At 73.5% G+C, this 21448-nt stretch carries 15 protein-coding genes; 8 read left to right on the top strand and 7 right to left on the bottom strand.

Translation table 11 applies throughout. The features are described 5' to 3' along the window. Positions 1-48 precede the first annotated feature (48 nt). Positions 49-813: an adenosylcobinamide-GDP ribazoletransferase gene (locus ACZ7HT_RS00090; protein ID WP_471158074.1), complete on the top strand. Its 765-nt coding sequence runs from the start codon at positions 49-51 to the stop codon at positions 811-813. Between the two features lie 18 nt (positions 814-831). Here ACZ7HT_RS00090 and ACZ7HT_RS00095 read toward each other — a convergent pair whose 3' ends face one another. The 5 genes from ACZ7HT_RS00095 to ACZ7HT_RS00115 all read right to left on the bottom strand — a co-directional run bounded on the left by ACZ7HT_RS00095 (position 832) and on the right by ACZ7HT_RS00115 (position 7755). Continuing rightward, entirely contained in the window at positions 832-1620 is a 789-nt protein-coding gene (locus tag ACZ7HT_RS00095) for an endo alpha-1,4 polygalactosaminidase (protein WP_471158076.1), read from the bottom strand. Continuing rightward, on the bottom strand, positions 1617-2237 hold the full coding sequence (locus tag ACZ7HT_RS00100; protein ID WP_471158078.1) for a spherulation-specific family 4 protein: 621 nt from the start codon (positions 2235-2237) through the stop codon (positions 1617-1619). Before ACZ7HT_RS00100 ends, ACZ7HT_RS00095 begins: the two co-directional genes overlap by 4 nt. A 201-nt stretch (positions 2238-2438) precedes the next feature. After that, positions 2439-4124 carry a hypothetical protein gene (locus ACZ7HT_RS00105; RefSeq protein ID WP_471158080.1) on the bottom strand — a complete coding sequence of 562 codons (1686 nt, stop codon included), beginning with the start codon at positions 4122-4124 and terminating at the stop codon, positions 2439-2441. Next, entirely contained in the window at positions 4121-5647 is a 1527-nt protein-coding gene (gene pelF / locus ACZ7HT_RS00110; protein WP_471158082.1) for a GT4 family glycosyltransferase PelF, read from the bottom strand. Before pelF ends, ACZ7HT_RS00105 begins: the two co-directional genes overlap by 4 nt. Before the next feature lie 26 nt (positions 5648-5673). Next, positions 5674-7755, bottom strand: coding sequence for a hypothetical protein (locus tag ACZ7HT_RS00115; RefSeq protein ID WP_471158084.1), 2082 nt, complete (start codon positions 7753-7755; stop codon positions 5674-5676). A gap of 304 nt (positions 7756-8059) precedes the next feature. On the opposite strand from ACZ7HT_RS00115, the gene ACZ7HT_RS00120 reads away from it, so the two are divergent. From ACZ7HT_RS00120 to aceE, 5 genes are all read left to right on the top strand, one after another. After that, complete coding sequence (locus ACZ7HT_RS00120; RefSeq protein ID WP_471158086.1) at positions 8060-9568, top strand: leucyl aminopeptidase; 1509 nt, start codon at positions 8060-8062, stop codon at positions 9566-9568. Between the two features lie 277 nt (positions 9569-9845). Further along, entirely contained in the window at positions 9846-11234 is a 1389-nt protein-coding gene (gene lpdA / locus ACZ7HT_RS00125; RefSeq protein WP_471158088.1) for a dihydrolipoyl dehydrogenase, read from the top strand. A 62-nt stretch (positions 11235-11296) separates the two neighbouring features. Further along, the gene (gene sucB / locus ACZ7HT_RS00130; RefSeq protein ID WP_471158090.1) at positions 11297-13069 is read left to right on the top strand and encodes a 2-oxoglutarate dehydrogenase, E2 component, dihydrolipoamide succinyltransferase; all 1773 of its coding nucleotides are present in this window, start codon (positions 11297-11299) and stop codon (positions 13067-13069) included. A gap of 130 nt (positions 13070-13199) precedes the next feature. Further along, positions 13200-13823, top strand: a complete 624-nt coding sequence (locus ACZ7HT_RS00135) for a GntR family transcriptional regulator (protein WP_359518192.1) — start codon at positions 13200-13202, stop codon at positions 13821-13823. Positions 13824-14127: 304 nt separating this feature from the next. Then, a complete protein-coding gene (gene aceE / locus ACZ7HT_RS00140; RefSeq protein WP_471158092.1) occupies positions 14128-16833 on the top strand; it encodes a pyruvate dehydrogenase (acetyl-transferring), homodimeric type in 2706 nt (901 codons plus the stop codon). 64 nt (positions 16834-16897) lie between these two features. Here aceE and ACZ7HT_RS00145 read toward each other — a convergent pair whose 3' ends face one another. Next, complete coding sequence (locus ACZ7HT_RS00145; protein WP_471158094.1) at positions 16898-18445, bottom strand: MFS transporter; 1548 nt, start codon at positions 18443-18445, stop codon at positions 16898-16900. Between the two features lie 91 nt (positions 18446-18536). On the opposite strand from ACZ7HT_RS00145, the gene ACZ7HT_RS00150 reads away from it, so the two are divergent. Continuing rightward, the gene (locus ACZ7HT_RS00150; protein ID WP_471158096.1) at positions 18537-19505 is read left to right on the top strand and encodes an Lrp/AsnC family transcriptional regulator; all 969 of its coding nucleotides are present in this window, start codon (positions 18537-18539) and stop codon (positions 19503-19505) included. Positions 19506-19523: 18 nt separating this feature from the next. Further along, entirely contained in the window at positions 19524-20522 is a 999-nt protein-coding gene (locus ACZ7HT_RS00155) for a helix-turn-helix transcriptional regulator (protein WP_471158098.1), read from the top strand. Here ACZ7HT_RS00155 and ACZ7HT_RS00160 read toward each other — a convergent pair. Next, the gene (locus ACZ7HT_RS00160) at positions 20513-21439 is read right to left on the bottom strand and encodes an SDR family oxidoreductase (RefSeq protein WP_471158100.1); all 927 of its coding nucleotides are present in this window, start codon (positions 21437-21439) and stop codon (positions 20513-20515) included. The genes ACZ7HT_RS00155 and ACZ7HT_RS00160 overlap by 10 nt on opposite strands. Between the last annotated feature and the right edge of the window lie 9 nt (positions 21440-21448).

Below are 21448 nucleotides of genomic sequence, written 5' to 3' on the forward strand. Positions count from 1 at the left end.
CGGCGTATGCGCAATCTACCGTTCAGGGGCGGCGATTACCCTGCCCGGATGGACGGCCTGCGTTTCGCCTTCGGGACCCTCACCGTGTTCCCCGCCCGCATCACCCGCTGGGACCGGGACGCGGCGCGCGCCGGCATGCTCTGCGCCCCGGTCGCGGGCCTGGCCGTCGGGCTCTGCGCCGCCGCGGCCGGCGGAACGTTCCTGCTGTTCGGCTCCGGTCCGCTGCTCGCCGCCGTCGCCTCCACCGCCGTCCCCGCCCTGCTCACCCGGGGCCTCCACCTCGACGGCCTCGCGGACACCGCCGACGGCCTCGGCAGCGCCAAGCCCGCCGAGGACGCCCTGCGGATCATGAAGCAGTCGGACATCGGGCCGTTCGGCGTCATCGCCCTGGTCCTCGTCCTGCTCGCCCAGGTCGCCGCGCTGTACGAGCTGTACGGGGAGAGCTGGGCGCACGGCACGACCGCCGCGGCCCTCGCCGCCACCGTGTCCCGTCTCGCCCTCACCCACGCGTCCCGGCACGGAGTCCCGGCGGCCCGCCCCGAGGGTCTCGGCGCGATCGTCGCCGCGACGGTCCCGACCCGCTCGGCGACCCTCATGACCGCCCTCGTCCTGGTCCTCGGCGCCGCGGCGGGCCTGCTCCTCTCCCCGTACGACGCCGTCCGCGACGTCCTGGCGGCCGGCGCGGGCCTGGGCGCGGCGGCGCTGCTGCTCCGCCGGTGCGTGCGGCGCTTCGGCGGGGTGACGGGCGATGTGTTCGGCGCGGTGGAGGAGACGGCGGCGACGGTCGCGCTGGTCGCGCTGACGCTGGGCTAGGGCCTGTCGGAGAGGCCGCTAACAGGGCTGGCGCCAGGCGTCGAGCTCGTACCGCTTCCGCATCGAGCTGAGGCCCAGTTTCCGGGCCTGCGGGCAGAACTGGCCCGTCGTCAGCTCGTACTCGACGTGGAAGACGGCCTTGCCCGCCGTGACGAACGGGACGAGGGCGTCGCACTCCTCGTACTCCGCGCACTGCTCGTTCACCGCGAAGTCGAAGTCCGGGAGCAACTGCGGGATCTGGTCCAGGTCGTTCTTGAGGCCGACCGAGAGGCCGCGGTCGTGGGCCATCGTGGCGATCAGGCGGTTGTAGCGGAGCTGGTCGGCGGCGGTCAGGGGGAAGCCGGTGCGGTTGCGGTGGCCGTCCATGTTGTCCGGTTCGACGGCGTCGAAGCCCTTGTCGCGGCACATGTCGAGGCGCTTGGCCATGATCGGCCCGAGGACGTCGGTGCGGCGGACGTCGAGCCAGCGCTCGCCCGGCCAGCCGTTGCCCCGGCCGAGGACGGCCGCCGGGAAGTCTCCGGCGTCGGGGCGGAACTTCTCCCAGGCGCCGGTGGAGACGTAGCAGATGACCTTGCGGCCCCGCCGGTGCAGGTCGGCGACGGTCGAGGCCGGGTGGTCGAAGCCGTCGACGTCGTACACGGGGACGTCGACGGACGGGTCGAGCGTGCCGCTGAGCTGCCACTGCCAGGTGAGTCCCGGCGCCGGGCGCCAGCGGTCCCCGGCGGTCTTGGAGTCCGGGTCGGGGGCGGCCGTGCAGGCGGTGGCGAGCAGCAGCAGGCCCGCGAGCAGCGGGAGGAGGCGTCTCATCGGGCGGGCTCCAGGAGGTGCGGGAGGGTGCCCCAGGGGTGCGCGCCCGTGCCGGGAACGGCGCAGTGCACCGGGGTGGCCGGGCGGAAGCCCGCGGGGGCCGCGTACACGAGGTGGCAGTAGTGGGCGGCGACCGGCAGGTCGAGCGTCCGGTACGTGTCCCAGGGGCCCTCGAAGGTGACGAGGAGGTCCGCCTGCGCCTCGTAGCCGGGGTCGGGGTGGGCCCCGTGGTTGAAGACGAGGGTCGCGGCCCCGGCGGCCCGGGCGGCGACCGCGATGCGGCGGTAGTGGGGAAGGGCGGCGGGCGCGGTCGCCACCTGGTCGAGGAAGGCGCCGTCGGCTCCGTACCAGTCGCGGTGGCGGACCAGTTCGGTGACGACCTCGGCGTGCGGGCGGCGGCCGTAGGAGGTGTCCACGTAGCCGAGGAGCCGCACCCCGGCCGCCCGCAGCCGCCCGGCGGCCTCGGCGAACGCCGGGTCGGGCGCCTCGCCGGCGCCGCTCGCCGGGTTGAGGACGACGCCGTACAGGGTCGGCGCCGCGTCGACGAGCGCCGACCAGGCCTCGGGACGCTCGGCCGGGTGCTCGTAGTACGGCACCAGGAGGGAGGGGTTGGTCATGGCTTCCTAGGGGGTGTCTTGCCGGTCAGGCCGGATCAGGGAGCGGCGTCTGGTGCCTGGGGTCTCCCCAGGCCCGCCAGGGCCGAGGGGACGCATCGCAAGGCGGAGGAGGGAGTCATGGCGGAGCCATGGCGAGTGACGACAACGCGGCGAGGCGCGGCACCAGACGCCGCGAGCCCGGCCTGATCGGCAAGACACCCCCTAGGCGCGGTGGGCGGTCGGGCGTACGAGGAGGGCACAGGTCAGGGCGGCGAGGACGGCCGCCGCTCCCCCGGCGGTCAGCGGGCCCGCCGCCGGGTGCACGGTCTGGGCGGCCGCGGCGAGCAGGCAGACGGTGGCGGCGCTGAGGACCGCGCCGAAGGCCTGGAGCAGCAGCCCGAGCCAGAGCACGGTCCCGATCAGGAGCAGGGTGACCAGGCGCGGGAGCGTCGGGAGTGGCGCCCCGGGCCAGGCCAGGGTCGCGGCGAGGGTGAGGGCGAGGAGCACGGTGAGGTAGCCGCCGAGGCAGAGCACGAGGGTGCCGGTGACCGCCCGGCGGAACTCGTGGGCGGTGGTGAGGGTCCGCAGCCGGGTCAGGGCCCCGTACCGGAAGCGGTGCAGGAGCCACTCGGCGGGCCCCATGGAGAGGGTGAGCGCGATGACCGCCCCCGCCCCGGTGACCAGGGTGTCGGCCACGCCCGCGTGCAGGACGAGCAGGCCGCTGCCGAGGCCGAAGAGGCCGTACGGGAGGGAGGCGGCGCGCGGGGGGCCGCCGCGGCCCGCCGCGCCCCGGCGGGCGCCCGGGCGCAGGACGAGCGCGGCGAGGCCGACGGACGCGGCGAGGGAGGCGAGGAGCAGTCCGGCGCGCAGCGCGTCCGGCAGGTCCCAGCGGAGGGCGGGGGCGGCGCCGGTGAGCGGCAGCAGGGCGCCGAGCAGGGCCCGTTCGCGGCCGAGGACCAGGAGCACGGTCGCGGCGGCGAGGTAGAGGGACTGTCCGGCGGCGAAGACGGCGGCCGGGGTCTCGCCGGGCGCGGCGGTGGCGAGGGCGACGGCCGTCCCGGCGAGGGCGCCGGCCGGGGCGCCGGTGAGCAGGGTGCGGGCGGCGGCGGCCCGGTCGCCGAGCCCGAGCCAGGTGTACGCGCGGTGGGAGAGGGCCTGGTTCCAGACCCAGCCGGTGATGGCCCCGGCGAGCAGCGGGACCGTTCCGGCGGGGAGCCCGAACCGGCCGTGTGCCGCGCCGAGGAGGGGCGCGGCGAGGGCGTACGCGAGGCCGGGGAGCGCGAAGACGAGTCCGCGCAGCAGGCAGCCCGCGAGCTCGCTGTGCCAGGCGGCGCCGGAGGGCGGGGCCGAGGGTTCGGGGTGGCGCCGCTCCACGCGCGCGTAGAGGTCCTCGGCGAGGGAGAAGGAGTCGGCGCGGCCGTAGGTGAGCCGGATGTGCTCGTCGGTCATGCCGTCGGACTCGAGGATCGCGGCGATCTCGTCGGGGTGCACGGCGGCGGCGACGAACCCGTCGAGCCGCCGGGCGAGCTCGTCGAGCGGATCCTCGGCGAGCCCGCCGCCCTCGCTTCCGGCGGGGGTCGGGGTGGTCGGGTCCGGCTGCCCGGCGGCGCCTCGCGTGGCCGAGGGCCCGGCAGAACCACCCGCGGCGGAAGGCCCGGCGGGGCCGGCCGGATGGCCGTCGGAGGCGGGGGGCCACGCCCCCTCGCCCCCGGTGTCCGGGGCGAGCCCCCCGGAGCCGGGCCCGGCCTGCCCGACCGGCTGCGCGGCTCGCCCGGCGGCACCCGCCCCAGGCGCCGGGGACGGAGCCTCGTGAGGCGGGTGACCCGGCGCGCGCTCGCGCCGCGGTCGTGGGATCGCTGCCAGTGGTGTCTCGCCCGTCGGGGGTTTCAGCCAGAGGGAGCCGCTCATGCCGGGGTGCCTCCTGGGACGAGGGCCGGGGAGGTGCGGCGCGGGGAGGGGATGCGCAGGCGCAGGGGTGCGGGGGTGAGGGGCATGGGCGGGCGGGCGCCCGCCAGTTCGCGGTAGATCTGGCGGAAGCCGTCCACCGAGCGGTGCAGGGTGAACTGGTCGATCACGCGCTGCCGGGCGAGGCGGCCGAGTTCGGCGCGGCGGGCGCCGTCCGAGAGGAGCGCGGAGACGGCGGCGGCCATGACGGCCGGTTCGCGGGGCGGGACGACGATCCCGGTGTCGCCGACCGCCTCCCGTACGCCTCCGACGTCCGTGGAGACGGTGGCGCGGCCGCAGGACATGGCCTCGATGAGGGAGAAGGGGAAGCCCTCGCTGATGGAGGAGAGCATGACCACGCTGCCGGCCGCGTAGGCGGAGGGGACGTCGGAGATGCGGCCCTCGAAGGTCACGCCGTCGGCGACGCCCAGTTCGGCGGCGAGTTTCTCCAGGCGGGTCAGGTAGTCCTCGTTCCCGGCGGGGACCGGGCCGAACAGACGGAGCCTCAGCTCGGGGAGTTCGGCGCGGGAGATCGCGTACGCCCTGATCAGGGTCTCCAGGTCCTTGATGGGGTCGACGCGGCCGCACCAGCTGAGGGTGGGGGTCCCGGGTTCGGGTCCGGCCTCGGGGAAGAGGGCCGGGTCGACGCCGTTGTAGACGGTGCGGATGCGGTCGGCGGGGGCTCCGCCGCGCTCCTCCCAGCGCCGGTTGTACTGGTTGCAGGGGGTGATGAGGTCGGCCTTGACGTAGCCGAGGGTGTTGAGCTCGCGGTAGAAGCCGAGCATGAGGGCCTTGACGGGCCAGCGCTGCGCTTCGGTGCGGTAGCCGAGGTAGCGCTCGCGGAGGTAGATGCCGTGTTCGGTGAGCAGGAAGGGCACCCCTTCGAAGTGCTGTGCGGCGAGCGCCGGCAGCGTGGCGAGGCCGCTGGAGACGGCGTGCGCGACGCCGCCGGTGGCTATCCGGGCGGCGAGCGGACGCAGGGCGTGTTCGAGCAGGTCGGTGGCGGTGAGCGCGTCGTGGACGGTGGGCCCGGCGGCGAGCGTGGGCAGGTGCGGCATGGTCCAGATCCACATGAGGGAGCGCAGGGCCGGCTCGGAGCGGAGGGCGGCGGTGAGCCGTCCCTGCCGGGCGAGTGCGGCGAGTTCGTACAGGCTCGCGCCGAAGTCGCGGCCCGCGTCGGGGTCGAGGAGGGCGAGCAGGAGCCCTTCGTACGCGTCGAGGAAGCGGCGGCGTTCGCGCCCGCGCAGGGGCCGGCGCGCGGCCGGTCCCTGCGGGGGTCCCCAGAGGGGGTAGGCGGTGTGCCGGGTGACGTTGGGCGGCAGCTCCCAGGTGACGGGTTCGCGGCCGCTGCCGGTGAGCGCGAGGATCTCGAAGTGGACCTCGGGCATGCCGCGGACGAGCTGGTCGCACCAGGTGCTGACGCCGCCGTGGACATGCGGGTAGGTGCCTTCGGTGAGCATGGTGACGTGACGGCCACTGCTCGGCATGAGCGGGTCCCCCCAGGACGTGCTGGTCAGGCGGTCGGGAGCGTGAGTGTGACGGCGGTCTGGAGCAGGTCGGGCGTGGTCCAGGCGGAGCGGGTGCCGGCGTAGGCGGTGCCGAAGGCGGTGCTGCCGAGGAGGGCCCGCTTGCGGGTGCCCTCGGGGGCGGTGACGGGCACGGTGACGCCGGAGGGCGCCTTGACGGTGACCGTGGTGCCGATGCGGTAGGCGGTGACCTTTCCGGCGGCGACGGCCTGGTCCCAGGCGGTGCGGCGGGCCAGTTCGGTGCCGACGTCCTTCTGGGCCGGGTTCACCAGGGGTGTGTTCGCCGCGAACAGGGCCCGGTAGTCGGCGAGCACGCGGTCGAGGACGGGGTAGAGGAGCCGCTCCTCGGCGAGGTTGGACTGGTGCACGTAGTGCGGCCGGGGGTCGTTGCCGAGGACGTGGGAGAGGGCGGTGCGGGCCTCCTGCGGCACGATGTGGTCGGCGTAGCCGGTGGCCGTGGGGAGCGGGGCGGGCAGGCAGGTGGAGGCGGGGTTGGACTCGCAGACGCCGCTGCCGCCGTCGGCGCGTGAGGTGTAGATCCAGTTGTACTCGTCGGTCATCTCGGCGGCGGTGCCCACGTTGTAGTACACGTTCATGGGGTAGCGGGGCACGGTCTTCGCGGCGCCGGTGCCCACGGGGCGCTGCTGCGGCTCGCGGGAGTTGTCGCTCGCGGTCCACTTCACGCCGTTGTCGGCGAGGGCGGCGGCGAGGCCGGGATTGTCGGCGGGCTGCTGGGGCAGGGTCCTGAGGCCGGAGTGCTCGCCGGTGACGAGTTCGGAGCGGTCGACGGAGATGCCCTTGCCGGCGGCCCAGTTGTAGTTGTCGCGGATCTGGCCGGAGATCTCGGAGCGGCTGACCCAGAGGGTGGTGCCGGCGGTGTCCTTGGCGCACTGCCAGGGGACGACGGTGTTGTCCTGGACGCAGCCGAGGAAGGGGTGGGTGTAGGTGTGGTTGATCCACCGGTACTGGGCGCGGTCGGCGACGAGCCGGTCGGTGAGCGGGTCGGTGCCGCCGTGCTCGGTCTTCCACTGCTCGCCCTGGCCGCCGTTGTAGACCATGTCGAGCGTGAAGCCGGAGGACTTCTGCCAGGCGGCGGCGTACTGGGCGTCGGCGGCCGTCATGCGGACCGGGTTGACGGCGTCGTCGCCGCCGCCGACGCAGTCGAAGTCGCCGGGGGTGCAGTTGAGCGCGGGGTCCCAGCGGGCGTCGGGCGCGAAGACGTCGTCGACGTGGACGGAGAGGTAGTTGCGGCTCTGCCCGAGGTGGACGCCCTGGGTGAGCCAGTCGACGATGCCGCGGGCGAGGGCGCGGAACTGCCGCTGGTACCGGTTGTAGGCGAAGGTGACGACGAGCTCGCGGCGCCCGTCGGCGGCGTACTCCCCGACGAGGCTGGCCCGGCCGCCGCCCTCGACGGGCATGTCGAGGTAGCTGGTGTAGCCGGCCCGCGGGCGGCCGGCGTAGCCGTAACTCTCGGCGATCGAGGGGTCGTTGTCCTCGAAGGCGAGCGCCCCGGCGAGGTACCGGAAGGGACCCGCCTGTCCGGCGGCGGTGACGCCGGCGGTGGTCCCGTCGAGGACGCCGGACCAGCCGCCCTGGTCGGTGTAGTCGAGGCCGACGCCGGGGTGCGACCAGGTGTAGGCGTCGACCTGCGGGATCCCGAAGGTCCGCTCGTACGCCTTGAGCGCGGTCTGCTCGGCGGAGTCCGGGCCGAAGACGCTCTCGTGGGGCAGGACGACGCCCTGGTACTTGGCGCGGGGCCGCCCGTCGACCGTGTCGCTGAGGAAGGCCGCGTCGAGGACGGGCCGGTTCGGGTCGCCGAAGTCGATCCTGCGGTACGGGACGCCGGAGTTCTGGAGCTCCGCGGTGATCGCGCCGACCGCGCTGCCGCCGTCGTCGACGACGAGGACGGTGAGGTCCACGCGGGGCGCCGTCTCGGCGACCGCCTGCGCCGAGGGGACGACGGTGGCGAGCAGCGCGGCGGCGGCGAGGGCCGCGATCCGGCCCGTGCGGGACGCGGTGCGAGCGACGCCCGGCGCGGTTCTGGGCGTACGGATTCGGTCGGAGTCCATGGCGGGTGTCCCCCCTCGACGGGCCCCGCCCGAACCGGCGGGACGCGTGGAGATGTCGCAGATGAGGCGAAGGACGGTGTGTCGTCCTTGCGTGAATGAGGCGAGTGTGACCGGGCCACGGAGGCCGGAAGGGTAAACATGAAAGAGACACCACGGATGAGTGAATCAACGCCGCCGTGAGCGAACCGGGTGAGCGAGCGTAGGCTCGTTCTCGGCGCTCCCCGGGCCGAAATACGATGCGGCGGGCACGGTCGGCCCATCCCTCGACCGCCACAGAACTCAATGGAAGCGAGATTTCACCACCGTGACTGCTCTCACTCTCAGCACTGCCGGCGCGGCGACGCTGCGCGCCGACGCCCTCGTCGTCGGCGTCGCGAAGTCCGGGAAGACGCTGGTCGTCGCCCCGGGCGCCGAGGCCGTCGACAAGGCCTTCGACGGCCGGCTCGCCGCCGTCCTGGAGACCCTGGGCGCCTCGGGTGCCGAGGGTGAGGCGACGAAGCTGCCCGCCCCCGCCGGTCTCAAGGCCCCCGTCGTCCTGGCCGTCGGCCTGGGTTCGGCCCCCGAGGACGGCGAGTCCTACGACGCGGAGATCCTGCGCCGCGCCGCCGGCGTCGCCGCCCGCATCCTGACCGGCTCGAAGAAGGCCGCGTTCGCGCTGCCGATCGCCGCCGCCGAGGACGCCGCCGCCATCGCCGAGGGCGCCCTGCTCGGCGCGTACTCCTACACCGCGTACCAGGAGAACGGCAAGGACGCGAAGAAGCCCCTCGCCGAGGTGGCCCTGCTCGGCGCCAAGCCCCGCGACAAGGCCTTCAAGGCCGCCGCGGAGCGCGCCCAGGCCGTCGCCGAGGAGATCAACCGCGCCCGCGACCTGATCAACCAGCCGCCGAACGACCTGTACCCGGCGACCTTCGCCGCCGCCGTGCAGGCCGCCGGCAAGGAGTACGGCCTCAAGGTCCAGGTCCTCGACGAGAAGGCGCTCACCAAGGGCGGCTTCGGCGGCATCCTGGGCGTCGGCAACGGCTCGGTGAACCCGCCGCGCCTGGTCCGCGTCGCCTACACGCACCCGAAGGCGGAGAAGACCCTCGCCCTGGTCGGCAAGGGCATCACCTACGACTCGGGCGGCATCTCCCTGAAGCCGGCCGGCCACAACGAGACGATGAAGTGCGACATGGCCGGCGCCGCCGCCGTGTTCTCCTCCGTCGTCGCCGCGGCCCGCCTCGGCCTCGAGGTCAACGTCACCGGCTGGCTCGCCCTCGCGGAGAACATGCCGTCCGGCGCCGCCACCCGCCCGGGTGACGTGCTGCGCATGTACAGCGGCAAGACCGTCGAGGTCCTGAACACCGACGCCGAGGGCCGGCTCGTCCTCGCCGACGCGCTGACCAAGGCCTCCGAGGAGCACCCGGACGCGATCGTCGACGTGGCGACCCTGACCGGCGCCATGGTCCTGGCGCTCGGCGACCGCACCTTCGGCATCATGGCCAACGACGACGACTTCCGGACCGCGATCCACGAGATCGCCGAGGAGGTCGGCGAGCAGTCCTGGCCGATGCCGCTCCCCGCCGACCTGCGCAAGACGATGGACTCCCCCACCGCCGACATGGCGAACATGGGCGTCCGGATGGGCGGCGGCCTGGTCGCCGGTCTCTTCCTCCAGGAGTTCGTGGGCGAGGGCATCACCTGGGCCCACCTGGACATCGCGGGCCCGGCCTTCCACGAGGGCGCCCCGTACGGCTACACCCCGAAGGGCGGCACCGGCTCCTCGGTCCGCACCCTGGTGAAGCTGGCCGAGCGCACGGCGGCCGGCGAGCTGTAGTCCGTACGCCCCGAAGGCCCCGGTCAGTGGACCGGGGCCTTCGTGCGTGTTCGCTCGCGACGAAATCCGTAGGTTCGTACGCGTCCGTGACCCGGCCGTACGGACGATCGGCCGTCTCAGACCACGGCCCCGCGTCCCGTCGTCCGTCAACAAGTGCGAAGATGGGTTCTCGGCAGGACAGGGCCCCCACCACAGGGCCGAAATAAAGCGGCCGGACACCAGCCGCCGCCAGGTCACCGACGACCGGCGACGAGCGCACATGCATGGAGGACGTGACGTGGCGAACGACGCCAGCACCGTTTTCGACCTAGTGATCCTCGGCGGCGGTAGCGGCGGTTACGCCGCGGCGCTGCGCGGAGCGCAGCTGGGCCTGGACGTCGCACTGATCGAGAAGAACAAGCTCGGCGGCACCTGCCTGCACAACGGCTGCATCCCGACGAAGGCCCTGCTCCACGCCGGCGAGGTCGCCGACCAGGCGCGCGAGGCGGAGCAGTTCGGTGTCAAGGCCTCTTTCGAGGGCATCGACATCAAGGCCGTGCACAAGTACAAGGACGACGTGATCTCGGGCCTGTACAAGGGCCTGCAGGGTCTCGTCGCCTCCCGCAAGGTGACGTACATCGAGGGCACCGGCCACCTGTCCTCCCCGACCTCCGTCGACGTGGACGGCCGTCGCGTCGAGGGCCGCCACATCCTGCTGGCCACCGGTTCCGTGCCGAAGTCCCTGCCGGGCCTGGAGATCGACGGCAACCGGATCATCTCCTCGGACCACGCGCTGACCCTGGACCGGGTCCCGGAGTCCGCGATCATCCTCGGCGGCGGCGTCATCGGCGTCGAGTTCGCCTCCGCGTGGAAGTCCTTCGGCACCGACGTCACGGTGATCGAGGGCCTGAAGCACCTCGTCCCCGTCGAGGACGAGAACAGCTCGAAGCTTCTTGAGCGCGCGTTCCGCAAGCGCGGCATCAAGTTCAACCTCGGCACCTTCTTCCAGTCCGCCGAGTACACCGACAGCGGCGTCAAGGTCACCCTGGCCGACGGCAAGACCTTCGAGGCCGAGGTGCTCCTGGTCGCCATCGGCCGCGGCCCGGTCTCCGCCGGTCTCGGTTACGAGGAGCAGGGCGTCGCGATGGACCGCGGCTACGTCCTGGTCGACGAGTACATGCGCACCAACGTGCCGACGATCTCGGCCGTGGGCGACCTCGTCCCGACGCTCCAGCTCGCGCACGTCGGCTTCGCCGAGGGCATCCTCGTCGCGGAGCGGCTCGCGGGCCTCAAGCCCGTGCCGATCGACTACGACGGCGTGCCGCGGGTGACGTACTGCCACCCCGAGGTCGCCTCCGTCGGCATCTCCGAGGCCAAGGCCAAGGAGATCTACGGCGCGGACAAGGTCGTCGCCCTGAAGTACAACCTCGCGGGCAACGGCAAGAGCAAGATCCTCAAGACCGCGGGCGAGATCAAGCTCGTCCAGGTCAAGGACGGTGCCGTGGTCGGCGTCCACATGGTCGGTGACCGCATGGGCGAGCAGGTCGGCGAAGCGCAGCTGATCTACAACTGGGAGGCGCTGCCGGCCGAGGTCGCGCAGCTCATCCACGCCCACCCGACGCAGAACGAGGCGCTCGGCGAGGCCCACCTGGCCCTGGCCGGCAAGCCTCTGCACTCCCACGACTGACGCTCACGTCATCACAGGGCGCGACGACCACTTTCCGCAATTCGTTAGGAGCAACTGAAACCATGTCGGTTTCCGTAACCCTGCCGGCGCTCGGCGAGAGCGTCACCGAGGGCACCGTCACCCGCTGGCTCAAGGCCGAGGGTGAGCGTGTCGAGGCCGACGAGCCGCTGCTCGAGGTCTCGACCGACAAGGTCGACACCGAGATCCCCGCCCCCGCCTCGGGCATCCTGGCCTCCATCAAGGTCGCCGAGGACGAGACGGTCGAGGTCGGCGCCGAGCTGGCCATCATCGACGACGGCACCGGCGCCCCCGCGGCCGCCCCGGCCCCCGCCGCCGAGGCCGCTCCGGCCCCGGTCGCCGAGCCGGCCCCCGTCGCCGAGGCCCCGGCCGCCCCGGCCCCCGTGGCCGAGGCTCCGGCCGCCGCCCCCGCCGGTGCCGCCCAGGGCACCGACGTCGTCCTGCCGGCGCTCGGCGAGTCCGTCACCGAGGGCACCGTCACCCGCTGGCTGAAGTCGGTCGGCGAGACCGTCGAGGCCGACGAGCCGCTGCTCGAGGTCTCCACGGACAAGGTCGACACCGAGATCCCCGCCCCGGCCTCCGGCGTTCTCCTGGAGATCGTCGTCGCCGAGGACGAGACCGCCGAGGTCGGCGCCAAGCTGGCCGTCATCGGCGCCTCGGGTGCCGCTCCGGCCGCCGCCGCTCCGGCTGCCCCGGCCGCGCCGGCCCCCGCCGCCGCTGCCCCGGTCGCCCCGGCTCCGGCCGCTCCGGTCGCCGCCCCGGCCCCGGTCGCGCCCGCCGCCCCGGTCGCCGCTCCGGCTCCGGTCGCCGCCGCCCCGTCGATCGCCCCGGCCGTGGTCACCCCGGTCCCGGCGGCCCCCGCCGCCGCTCCGGCCGAGGACGGCGCCTACGTGACCCCGCTGGTCCGCAAGCTCGCCACCGAGAACGGTGTCGACCTGGCGACCGTCAAGGGCTCCGGCGTCGGCGGCCGCATCCGCAAGCAGGACGTCCTCGCGGCCGCCGAGGCCAAGAAGGCCGCCGCTGCCGCCCCCGTCTCCGTAACTGCCGCAGGCCATGCCGCCGCCGCACCGAAGACCCCCGCCCTGGAGGTCTCCCCGCTGCGTGGCCAGACGGTCAAGATGACCCGCATGCGCAAGGTCATCGGCGACAACATGATGAAGGCGCTGCACGGCCAGGCCCAGCTGTCCTCGGTCGTCGAGGTCGACATCACCAAGCTGATGAAGCTGCGCGCCCGTGCGAAGGACGCGTTCGCCGCCCGTGAGGGCGTCAAGCTCTCCCCGATGCCGTTCTTCGTGAAGGCGGCGGCCCAGGCGCTGAAGGCCCACCCGGTCATCAACGCCCGGATCAACGAGGACGAGGGCACGATCACGTACTTCGACTCGGAGAACATCGGCATCGCCGTGGACTCCGAGAAGGGCCTGATGACCCCGGTCATCAAGGGTGCGGGCGACCTCAACATCGCCGGCATCTCCAAGGCCACCGCCGAGCTGGCCAGCAAGGTCCGCGGCAACAAGATCACGCCGGACGAGCTGGCCGGTGCGACCTTCACCATCAGCAACACCGGTTCGCGCGGTGCGCTGTTCGACACGATCATCGTCCCGCCGAACCAGGTCGCCATCCTGGGCATCGGCGCCACGGTCAAGCGTCCGGCCGTCATCGAGACCGCCGAGGGCACCGTCATCGGCGTCCGCGACATGACCTACCTGACGCTGTCGTACGACCACCGTCTGGTGGACGGTGCCGACGCGGCCCGCTACCTGACCGCCGTCAAGGCGATCCTGGAGGCCGGCGAGTTCGAGGTCGACCTCGGTCTCTGAGCAGCCCTCCGCGTAGTTCCCCGAGGCGCAACGTAACGAGCCTCACCTGCGGCGCCCCCGTCCAGAAGTGTTTCCGGACGGGGGCGCCGCCGTATTGTCTAAGTGTCAACACTCCCCGAGGAGCCGCTTCATGACCGTCCCCGTCGTCCACTCGCTGCGCGAGCAGATCCGCGAGCACATCGTGGAGGGGATCGTCAGCGGCCGCTGGAAGCCGGGCGAGCGCATCGTGGAGCGCCGTATCGCGACCGAGCTGGAGGTCTCCCAGACCCCCGTCCGCGAGGCGCTGCGCGAGCTGGAGTCGCTGCGGCTGATCGAGTCCGCGCCCAACAAGGGCGTCCGGGTGCGCAACCTCACCGCGGCCGACCTGGAGGAGAGCTACCCCGTACGGGCCGGTCTGGAGCAGATCGCGGCCGAGCTGGCGGCCGGGCGGCTCGCGACGGACTGCTCGGCCCTTGAGCCGCACGTGGCGGCCCTGTACGAGGCGGACGCGGCCATGGACGGCACGGCGCAGGTCCGGCACACGGTGGCCTTCCACCGGGAGCTGGTGAAGGCGGCCGGGAACGGCGTCCTGCTGCACACCTGGGAGACGCTCGGCATCGAGGTCTTCACGGCCCTGTCGATCCGCTGGCTGGGCACGGTCCAGAAGTCGTACGCGGAGGAGCACCAGGAGCTGGTGGAGGCCTTCCGGCGGGGCGACCCGAACATCGGCGCCCTGGTGAAGGCGCATGTGCTGGGGTGCGCGCCGAGGGCGTGATCCGGCCAGACACCCAGACACGCAGATATGAGGACGAGCGGGTCCGCCTTCGGGCGGGCCCGCTCGTTTGTGCGAGAGCGGGCTCAGATTTCAGCTCTACCTGCGAAAACAAGGCACCGGGTGCCCTTCTCGGCGGCACCCTGTGCCGACTTTGGTGCTCCGGGCATCTTTTTCTTGATGAGGCTTTGATCGATCATCGATCGACGGCTTACAGTCTTCGGCGGGCCGTCACCCGGCCCTTCGCCCTGTCCTGCCAGACAAGGCCCCCTTATCTCCACCCCCATCTGTCCGGAAGGCGGCGATCATGACCGATCCCGTAGGCAAGATTCCGAGCGAGCTCGACCAGCTCCCGGACCGTGACACCGAGGAGACCGCCGAGTGGGCGGCCTCCCTGGACGCCGTCACCAAGGCCGCCGGCCCCCACCGGGCCGCCTACCTGATGCGCCGTACCCTCCAGCACGCCGAGGGCGCGGGCCTCGCCCTGCCGAAGCTCCTGGAGACGGACTACGTCAACACCATCCCCACCTCCGCCGAGCCCTCGGTCACCGAGTTCGGCGGCGACGAGGAGATGGAGCGGAAGATCACCGCGTGGAACCGCTGGAACGCGGCCGCGATGGTCACCCGCGGCTCCAAGCACGGCGTCGGCGGCCACATCGCCACCTTCGCCTCCGCGGCCTGGCTCTACGAGACCGGCTTCAACCACTTCTTCAAGGGCAAGGAAGCCGACGGTTCCGGCGACCAGCTCTACATCCAGGGCCACGCCTCCCCCGGCATCTACGCCCGCGCCTTCCTCGACGGGCGCCTGAACGAGGCCCACCTCGACAACTTCCGGCAGGAGTCCGGCGGCAACGGCCTGCCCTCCTACCCGCACCCGCGCCGCCTCCCCTGGCTGTGGGAGTTCCCCACCGTCTCCATGGGTCTGGGCCCGCTCTCCGCGATCTACCAGGCGCGCTTCAACCGCTACCTGACCAACCGCTCCATCAAGGACGTCTCCGCCTCGCACGTGTGGGCGTTCCTCGGTGACGGCGAGATGGACGAGCCCGAGTCGACCGCGGCCCTCGCCCTGGCGGCCCGCGAGGGTCTGGACAACCTGACCTTCGTCATCAACTGCAACCTGCAGCGCCTCGACGGCCCGGTCCGCGCCAACTTCAAGATCGTGCAGGAGCTGGAGGCCCAGTTCCGCGGCGCCGGCTGGAACGTCGTGAAGTCGCTGTGGGGCAACGCCTGGGACGAGCTGTTCGCGCTCGACACCACCGGCGCCCTCGTCCGCCGCCTCCGCGAGGTGCCGGACGCGCAGGTCCAGACGTACCAGACCCGCGACGCCGCCTACATCCGCCAGGACTTCTTCGGCAAGGACCCGGCGCTCGTCGCGATGGCGCAGCTGCTGTCCGACGACAAGATCCTCGAGTGCTTCCACCTCTCCCGCGGTGGCCACGAGCCGCGCAAGGTGTACGCCGCGTACAAGGCCGCCCTGGAGTTCAAGGGCGCGCCGACGGTCATCCTCGCGCAGACCGTCAAGGGCTTCACCCTGGGTGAGGGCTTCGCGTCGAAGAACGCGAACCACCAGATGAAGAAGCTGACGACGGACGAGTTCAAGAACATGCGTGACCTTCTTGAGCTGCCCATCTCGGACGCCCAGTTCGTCGACGGACAGGTGCCGTACGGCCACCCCGGCGCCGACTCCCCCGAGGTCCGCTACCTCCAGGAGCGCCGCGCGGCCCTCGGCGGCCCGGCCCCGGCCCGCCGCACCCACCCGCTCGCCCCGCTGCCGGCCCCGGCCGACAAGGCGTTCGCGGCGTTCGACAAGGGCTCCGGCGCGCAGTCGATGGCCACGACGATGGCGTTCGTGCGGCTGATGAAGGACCTGATCCGCGACAAGGAGACCGGCAAGCGCTGGGTCCCGATCGTCCCGGACGAGGCCCGTACCTTCGGTATGGAGTCGCTGTTCCCGTCGCTCGGCATCTACTCGCCGAAGGGCCAGACGTACGAGCCGGTCGACCGCGACCAGCTGATGTACTACAAGGAGGCCGTCAACGGCCAGATCCTGAACGAGGGCATCACCGAGGCCGGCTCGATGGCCGACTTCATCGCCGCGTCCACCGCGTACTCCACGCACGGTGAGGCGATGATCCCGTTCTACATCTTCTACTCGATGTTCGGCTGGCAGCGGACCGCCGACCAGATGTGGCAGCTCGGCGACCAGCTCGGCCGCGGCTTCCTCGTCGGCGCCACCGCCGGCCGCACCACCCTGACCGGTGAGGGCCTCCAGCACGCCGACGGCCACTCCCCCGTCATCGCGGCCACCAACCCGGCCGCCCTGACGTACGACCCGGCGTTCGCCTACGAGGTCGCGGTCATCGTCAAGGAGGGACTGCGCCGGATGTACGGCGAGGCCGCCGAGGGCGAGGACCAGAACGTCTTCTACTACCTCACCGTCTACAACGAGCCCATGCCGCAGCCGGCCAAGCCGTCCGGCATCGACGAGGGCATCGTCAAGGGCCTCTACCGCTTCAATACGGCGGAGTCGGCCGGTCTCGACCTGCCCGCGAACGCCTCGCGCATCCAGCTGCTCTCCTCCGGCACGGCCATCCACTGGGCCCTGGAGGCGCAGCGGCTGCTCGCCGCCGAGTGGGGCGTGGGCGCCGACGTGTGGTCCGCGACCTCCTGGACGGAGCTGCGCCGCGACGCGCTGGAGGCCGACGCGGCCCTCCTGCGCGGCGAGGAGCAGGTGCCGTACATCCGCAAGGCCTTGGAGGGCATCGAGTCCCCGGTCCTCGCGGTCTCCGACTACATGCGCCAGGTCCCGGACCAGATCGCGCAGTGGGTCGAGCAGGACTGGTCCTCGCTGGGCGCCGACGGCTTCGGCCTCTCGGACACGCGCGACGCGGCCCGCCGCCACTTCGGCGTCGACGCCCAGTCGATCGTCGTCGCGGCCCTGGCCCAGCTGGCCCGCCGCGGCGAGGTCCCGGCCTCGGCCGTGAAGGAGGCGCGCGAGCGCTACGGCCTGTAAGGGCCTCCCATCCGTCCGAGGGGTCGCTTCCGTACGCACATACGGGGGCGGCCCCTCGGTCGTCTCAGCTTCCGGCTCCTCGGTTCGCGGTACGGGGCCGGGCCAGCATCGCCCAGGCCGCGGGTGCGGTCGCCGCGAGCAGGACGGCCGCCGTGCCCAGGGCCGGGAGGGCGTCCGCGCCGGTCAGGTAGACGCCGCCGACGACGGCGACGCCGAGGGTGCCGCCGAGCTGCTGGACGGCGTTGAGCAGGCCGGCGGCCGAGCCCGCCTCCTGGTCGGAGACCGGGCGGAGGGCCAGGGTGAAGAAGGGCGCGGTGAAGAGGCCCACGCCGACGCCGCCGAGGGCGAGCGCGAACGGCAGGCCGACGGGGTACTGGCCGGCCGGGGCGGCCCGGTAAGCGAGCGCGGCGGCGGCCAGGGCGGCCGCGAGGGTGACGAGCCCGGCGACCAGGACGCGGGCCCCGCCGTACCGGGGGACGAGCCGGCCGCCGGCGGCGAGGGAGCCGGCGGCGAGGCCCGCGGACCAGGGCAGCAGGGTGAGACCGGCGGCCAGCGGCCCGCGCCCCAGGCCCAGTTCCAGCTGCAGCACCACGGTGATCATGACGCCGTTCATGACGGCGAAGAACAGCGTGGAGGTGGCGAGCGCGGCGGGGAAGGCCCGCCCCCGCAGCAGCGAGGGCTCGACGAGCGGGGTGCGGCCTGCGGCCGCCGTACGGCGCTGGTGGGCGACGAACCCGGCCAGGACGAGCGCGCCGAGCCCGGCGACGGCCCAGGCTCCGGCACCGGGCGCCCCCGTGCCGGCCGCGAGCGGGACGACGAGCAGCGCGGTGCCGGTCATGGCCAGGGCGGTGCCGAGGCGGTCGAGACGCGGTCGTACGGGGGCCCGGTCCTCGCGCAGCCTCGGGGCGAGGGCCAGGACGGCGGTGGCGAGCGGCAGGTTGACCAGGAACACCGCGCGCCACGAGGTGCCGAGGACGTCGGCGTGCGTGAGGACACCGCCCAGGACCGGCCCGAGGACGGCGGACAGACCCATCACCGGCCCGATGGTCCCCAGGGCCCTGGGGAGTTCGTCGCCGTCGAACATGGCCCGTATGAGCCCGAGGGTCTGCGGGATGATCAGCGCGGCGGCCAGGCCCTGCGCCGCCCGCATCCCGATGAGGACACCGGTGCCCGGGGCGAGCGCGCAGGCCAGCGAGGCGAGGGCGAAGGCGGTCACGCCGATCCGGAAGACGCGGCGGCGGCCCGCGATGTCGCCGATCCGGGCGGCGGCGAGCAGCCCGAGGGCGAAGGCGAGGGTGTAGGCGGCGCTGTACCAGGGGATCGCGGCGGCGGCCCCGCCCAGGTCGGCGTGGATGACGGGCCCGGCGACCTGGACGATCGTGGCGTCGAGCAGGTTCATGGCCTCGGCCAGGAGCAGGGCGACGAGGGCGGTCCATCGGGCGGCGTACGGGGCGGGGGGCCGCGCGGGGGCGGGGGCAGAGGCGGAGGTCGGGTCCGGGGCAGTGCCGGCGGGCGTCGGCCGGGGCACGGTCCGCTCGGGCGCCGACCGGGGCACGGTCCGCTCGGACGTCGGCCGGGGTGCGGTCGGGTCGGGCATGGGCTGTCGTGGCATGGACACACCGTGAGCCCGCCACCCGCCGCGGTTCCATGTTCCGCGGACAGATCAGCGATTCCTTCCATCCCGACCCGCTACCGTGCGGGACATGCTCATCCCCGACGAGCTCGACCGCGGTCTCATCCATGCCCTCCACGTCGACGCCCGCGCCCCGTTCACGCTCATCGCCGAGGTGCTCGGGTCGTCCACCCAGACCGTCACGCGCCGCTACCGCCGGCTGCACGCCGAGGCCGGGCTGCGGGTGGTCGCGCTGCCGGATCCGCGGAGCGCGCGTACGGACCAGTGGTTCCTGCGGCTGACGGCCGCCACCCGTACCGCCCACGACCTGGCGGCCGCGCTCGCGCGCCGGGCCGACACCTCGTGGGTGCGGCTGACCTCCGGCGGCACCGAGATCGTCGCGATCGTCCACGCCGCGCCCGGCGGCCCGGACGCCCACTCCCTGCTGCTGCGCGACATCCCGCGCACCGCCGGCGTCACCGCCGTCTCCGCGCACTATCTGCTGCACACCTATCTCGGCGGGCCCACCCCCTGGCGCGGCCGGCTCGGCGTCCTCTCCGCCGAGCAGGAGGGCCGGCTGCGCGCCGGGGCCGTCCCGGCGGCGGACACCGGTCCGCACGAACTCACCGACGCCGACCGCCGGCTGCTCGGCGCGCTGCGCGCGGACGCCCGGGCCGGCTACGCGGACCTGGCCGCCGCGACCGGTTCCACGCCCGCCACCGTCGCCCGCCGGCTGACCGCGCTGCGGGCGCGCGGCGCGCTGTTCTTCGACGTCGACATCGAGCCGGCCGTGCTCGGCGTCACCGTCTCCGCGCTGCTGTGGATGCAGGTCGCGCCGAGCCGCCTCGACGAGGTCGCCACCGCCCTGGCCGGCCATGACGAGCTCGCCCTCGTGGCCGCCACCACCGGCCCCACCAACCTGGTGGCGCACGCCCTGTGCCGGGACGCCGAGGCCCTGCACCACTACCTGACCCGGCGGGTCGCCCTCGACGCCATCACCCGGATCGAGACGGCGCCCGTGCTGCGGACGTACAAGGCCGCCGCCACCCTGCGCGGCTGAGCGCACGATGATGGACGCATGCGTGCCGCCCGCCTGATCAAGATGGTCCTGCTCCTCCAGAACCGGCCCTCCATGACGGCCGCTCAGCTCGCCGCCGAGCTCGAGGTGTCGGAGCGGACCGTCACCCGGGACGCGCTGGCCCTGTCGGAGGCGGGCGTGCCGGTGTACGCGGACCGGGGGCGGGCCGGCGGGTACCGCCTGGTCGGCGGCTACCGCACCCGGCTGACCGGGCTCGGGCGCGGTGAGGCGGAGGCGCTGTTCCTGTCCGGACTGCCGGGCGCGCTGCGGGACATGGGCCTGGAGGACGCGGCGTCGGCGGCGCGCCTCAAGGTGTCGGCGGCGCTGCTGCCCTCGCTGCGGGACGCGCACGAGTCGGCGGCCCGGCGCTTCCTCCTGGACGCGCCGGGCTGGTTCCAGGAGCCGGAGACGCCGGAGCCGCTCGCGCCGGTGGCGGAGGCGGTGTGGGACGACCGCCGGGTGTCGGCCCGGTACCGGCGCGGGGACGGCGAGGAGGTGGAGCGGGAGCTGGAGCCGTACGGCCTCGTCCTGAAGGCGGGCGTCTGGTACGTGTGCGCACGCGCCGGCTCGTCCTTCCGTACGTACCGGGTGGACCGGTTCACCTCGGTGGCCGTGGGCGAGGAGCGCTTCGACCGGGACCCGGTCTTCGATCTGCCGGTCTTCTGGGAGGAGCGGTCGGCGGAGTTCGCCCGCTCCCTGCTGCGTACGGAGGTGGTCGTACGGCTCTCGGAGGCGGGCGCCCGTCGTCTGCCGTACGTGACGGACCGGGCGGCCGCCGAGGAGGCGCTCGCGGCGGGGACCGCCGAGGGCGGCCTGGTGCGGGTCGTCCTGCGGGTGGAGAGCGAGGAGGTCGCCTTCGGCCAGCTGCTCGGGCTCGGCCCGGAGGTGGAGGTGCTGGCCCCGGCCGCGCTCCGGGAACGGTTCGCGGAGGCGGCCCGGGGCCTGGCGGAGCTCTACCGGAAGACGCGGGGGGCCGGGTCGGCGGAGCTCTACCGGTAGTCCGCCGGGTCCTGCTCCCCGTTCTCGCTCGCGACGATGAAGCCCCAGGCGTCCGGGCGGGAGCCGTCCGCGTCGGTGAAGCCGTATGTGGCGGCGAGCTGCGCGCTGGAGAGGGACCGTCCGGTCCAGCGGTGCCGGTCGGGGTCGGCGGCGAGGGCGGCGACGGCCCGGCCGACGTACACCGGCGACTCGGAGACTCCGAAGTCGGGGATCTTCTCCGTGGCGTCGCGCCAGTTCTCCTCGGTGACGCCGAAGCCGGCGAGCATCTGCTCGGACCTGAGCCAGCCGGGAGTGACGACGACGGCCGTTCCGCCGTACTCCTCCAGCTCCTGGGCGAGGCCGAAGGCCATCCGGATCGGGGCGTTCTTGGCGAGGTCGTAGTAGAGGTTCTCGCGGAAGTGGGTGCTGTTGTACGCGGCGGTGCCGTCGGTGACCTCGACGACGAGCCCGCCTGGGTTGCGGATCAGGAGCGGGACGGCGAGGTGCGAGGTGATGGCGTGGGTCCGCACGCCGAGTTCGAGCATCCTGAGGCCGCCGGCGAGGTCGAGCTCCCAGGTCTTCTTGCCGAAGGAGGGTCCGACGAGGTGCTCGCCGCCCCACACGTCGTTGACGAGGACGTCGAGCCGGCCCCGCTCGCGGTCGATCCGCTCGACGAGGGCACGGACCTGGTCGGGGTCGAGGTGGTCGGTGGGGACGGCGATGCCCTCGCCGCCGGCGGCCGTCACCAGTTCGGCGGTCTCCTCGATGGTCTCCGTGGCGCGGCCGACCTCGCTGACCTTCTCGCGGGTGGTGCGGCCGGTGACGTACACGGTGGCTCCGGCGGTGCCGAGCTGGACGGCGATGGCCCGCCCGGCGCCCCGGGTGGCCCCGGCGACCAGGCAGATCCGTCCGCGCAGAGGGGTGGTTTCAGTCGTCATGGGCGTCAG

The sequence above is a fragment of the Streptomyces sp. NPDC037410 genome (assembly GCF_055602235.1).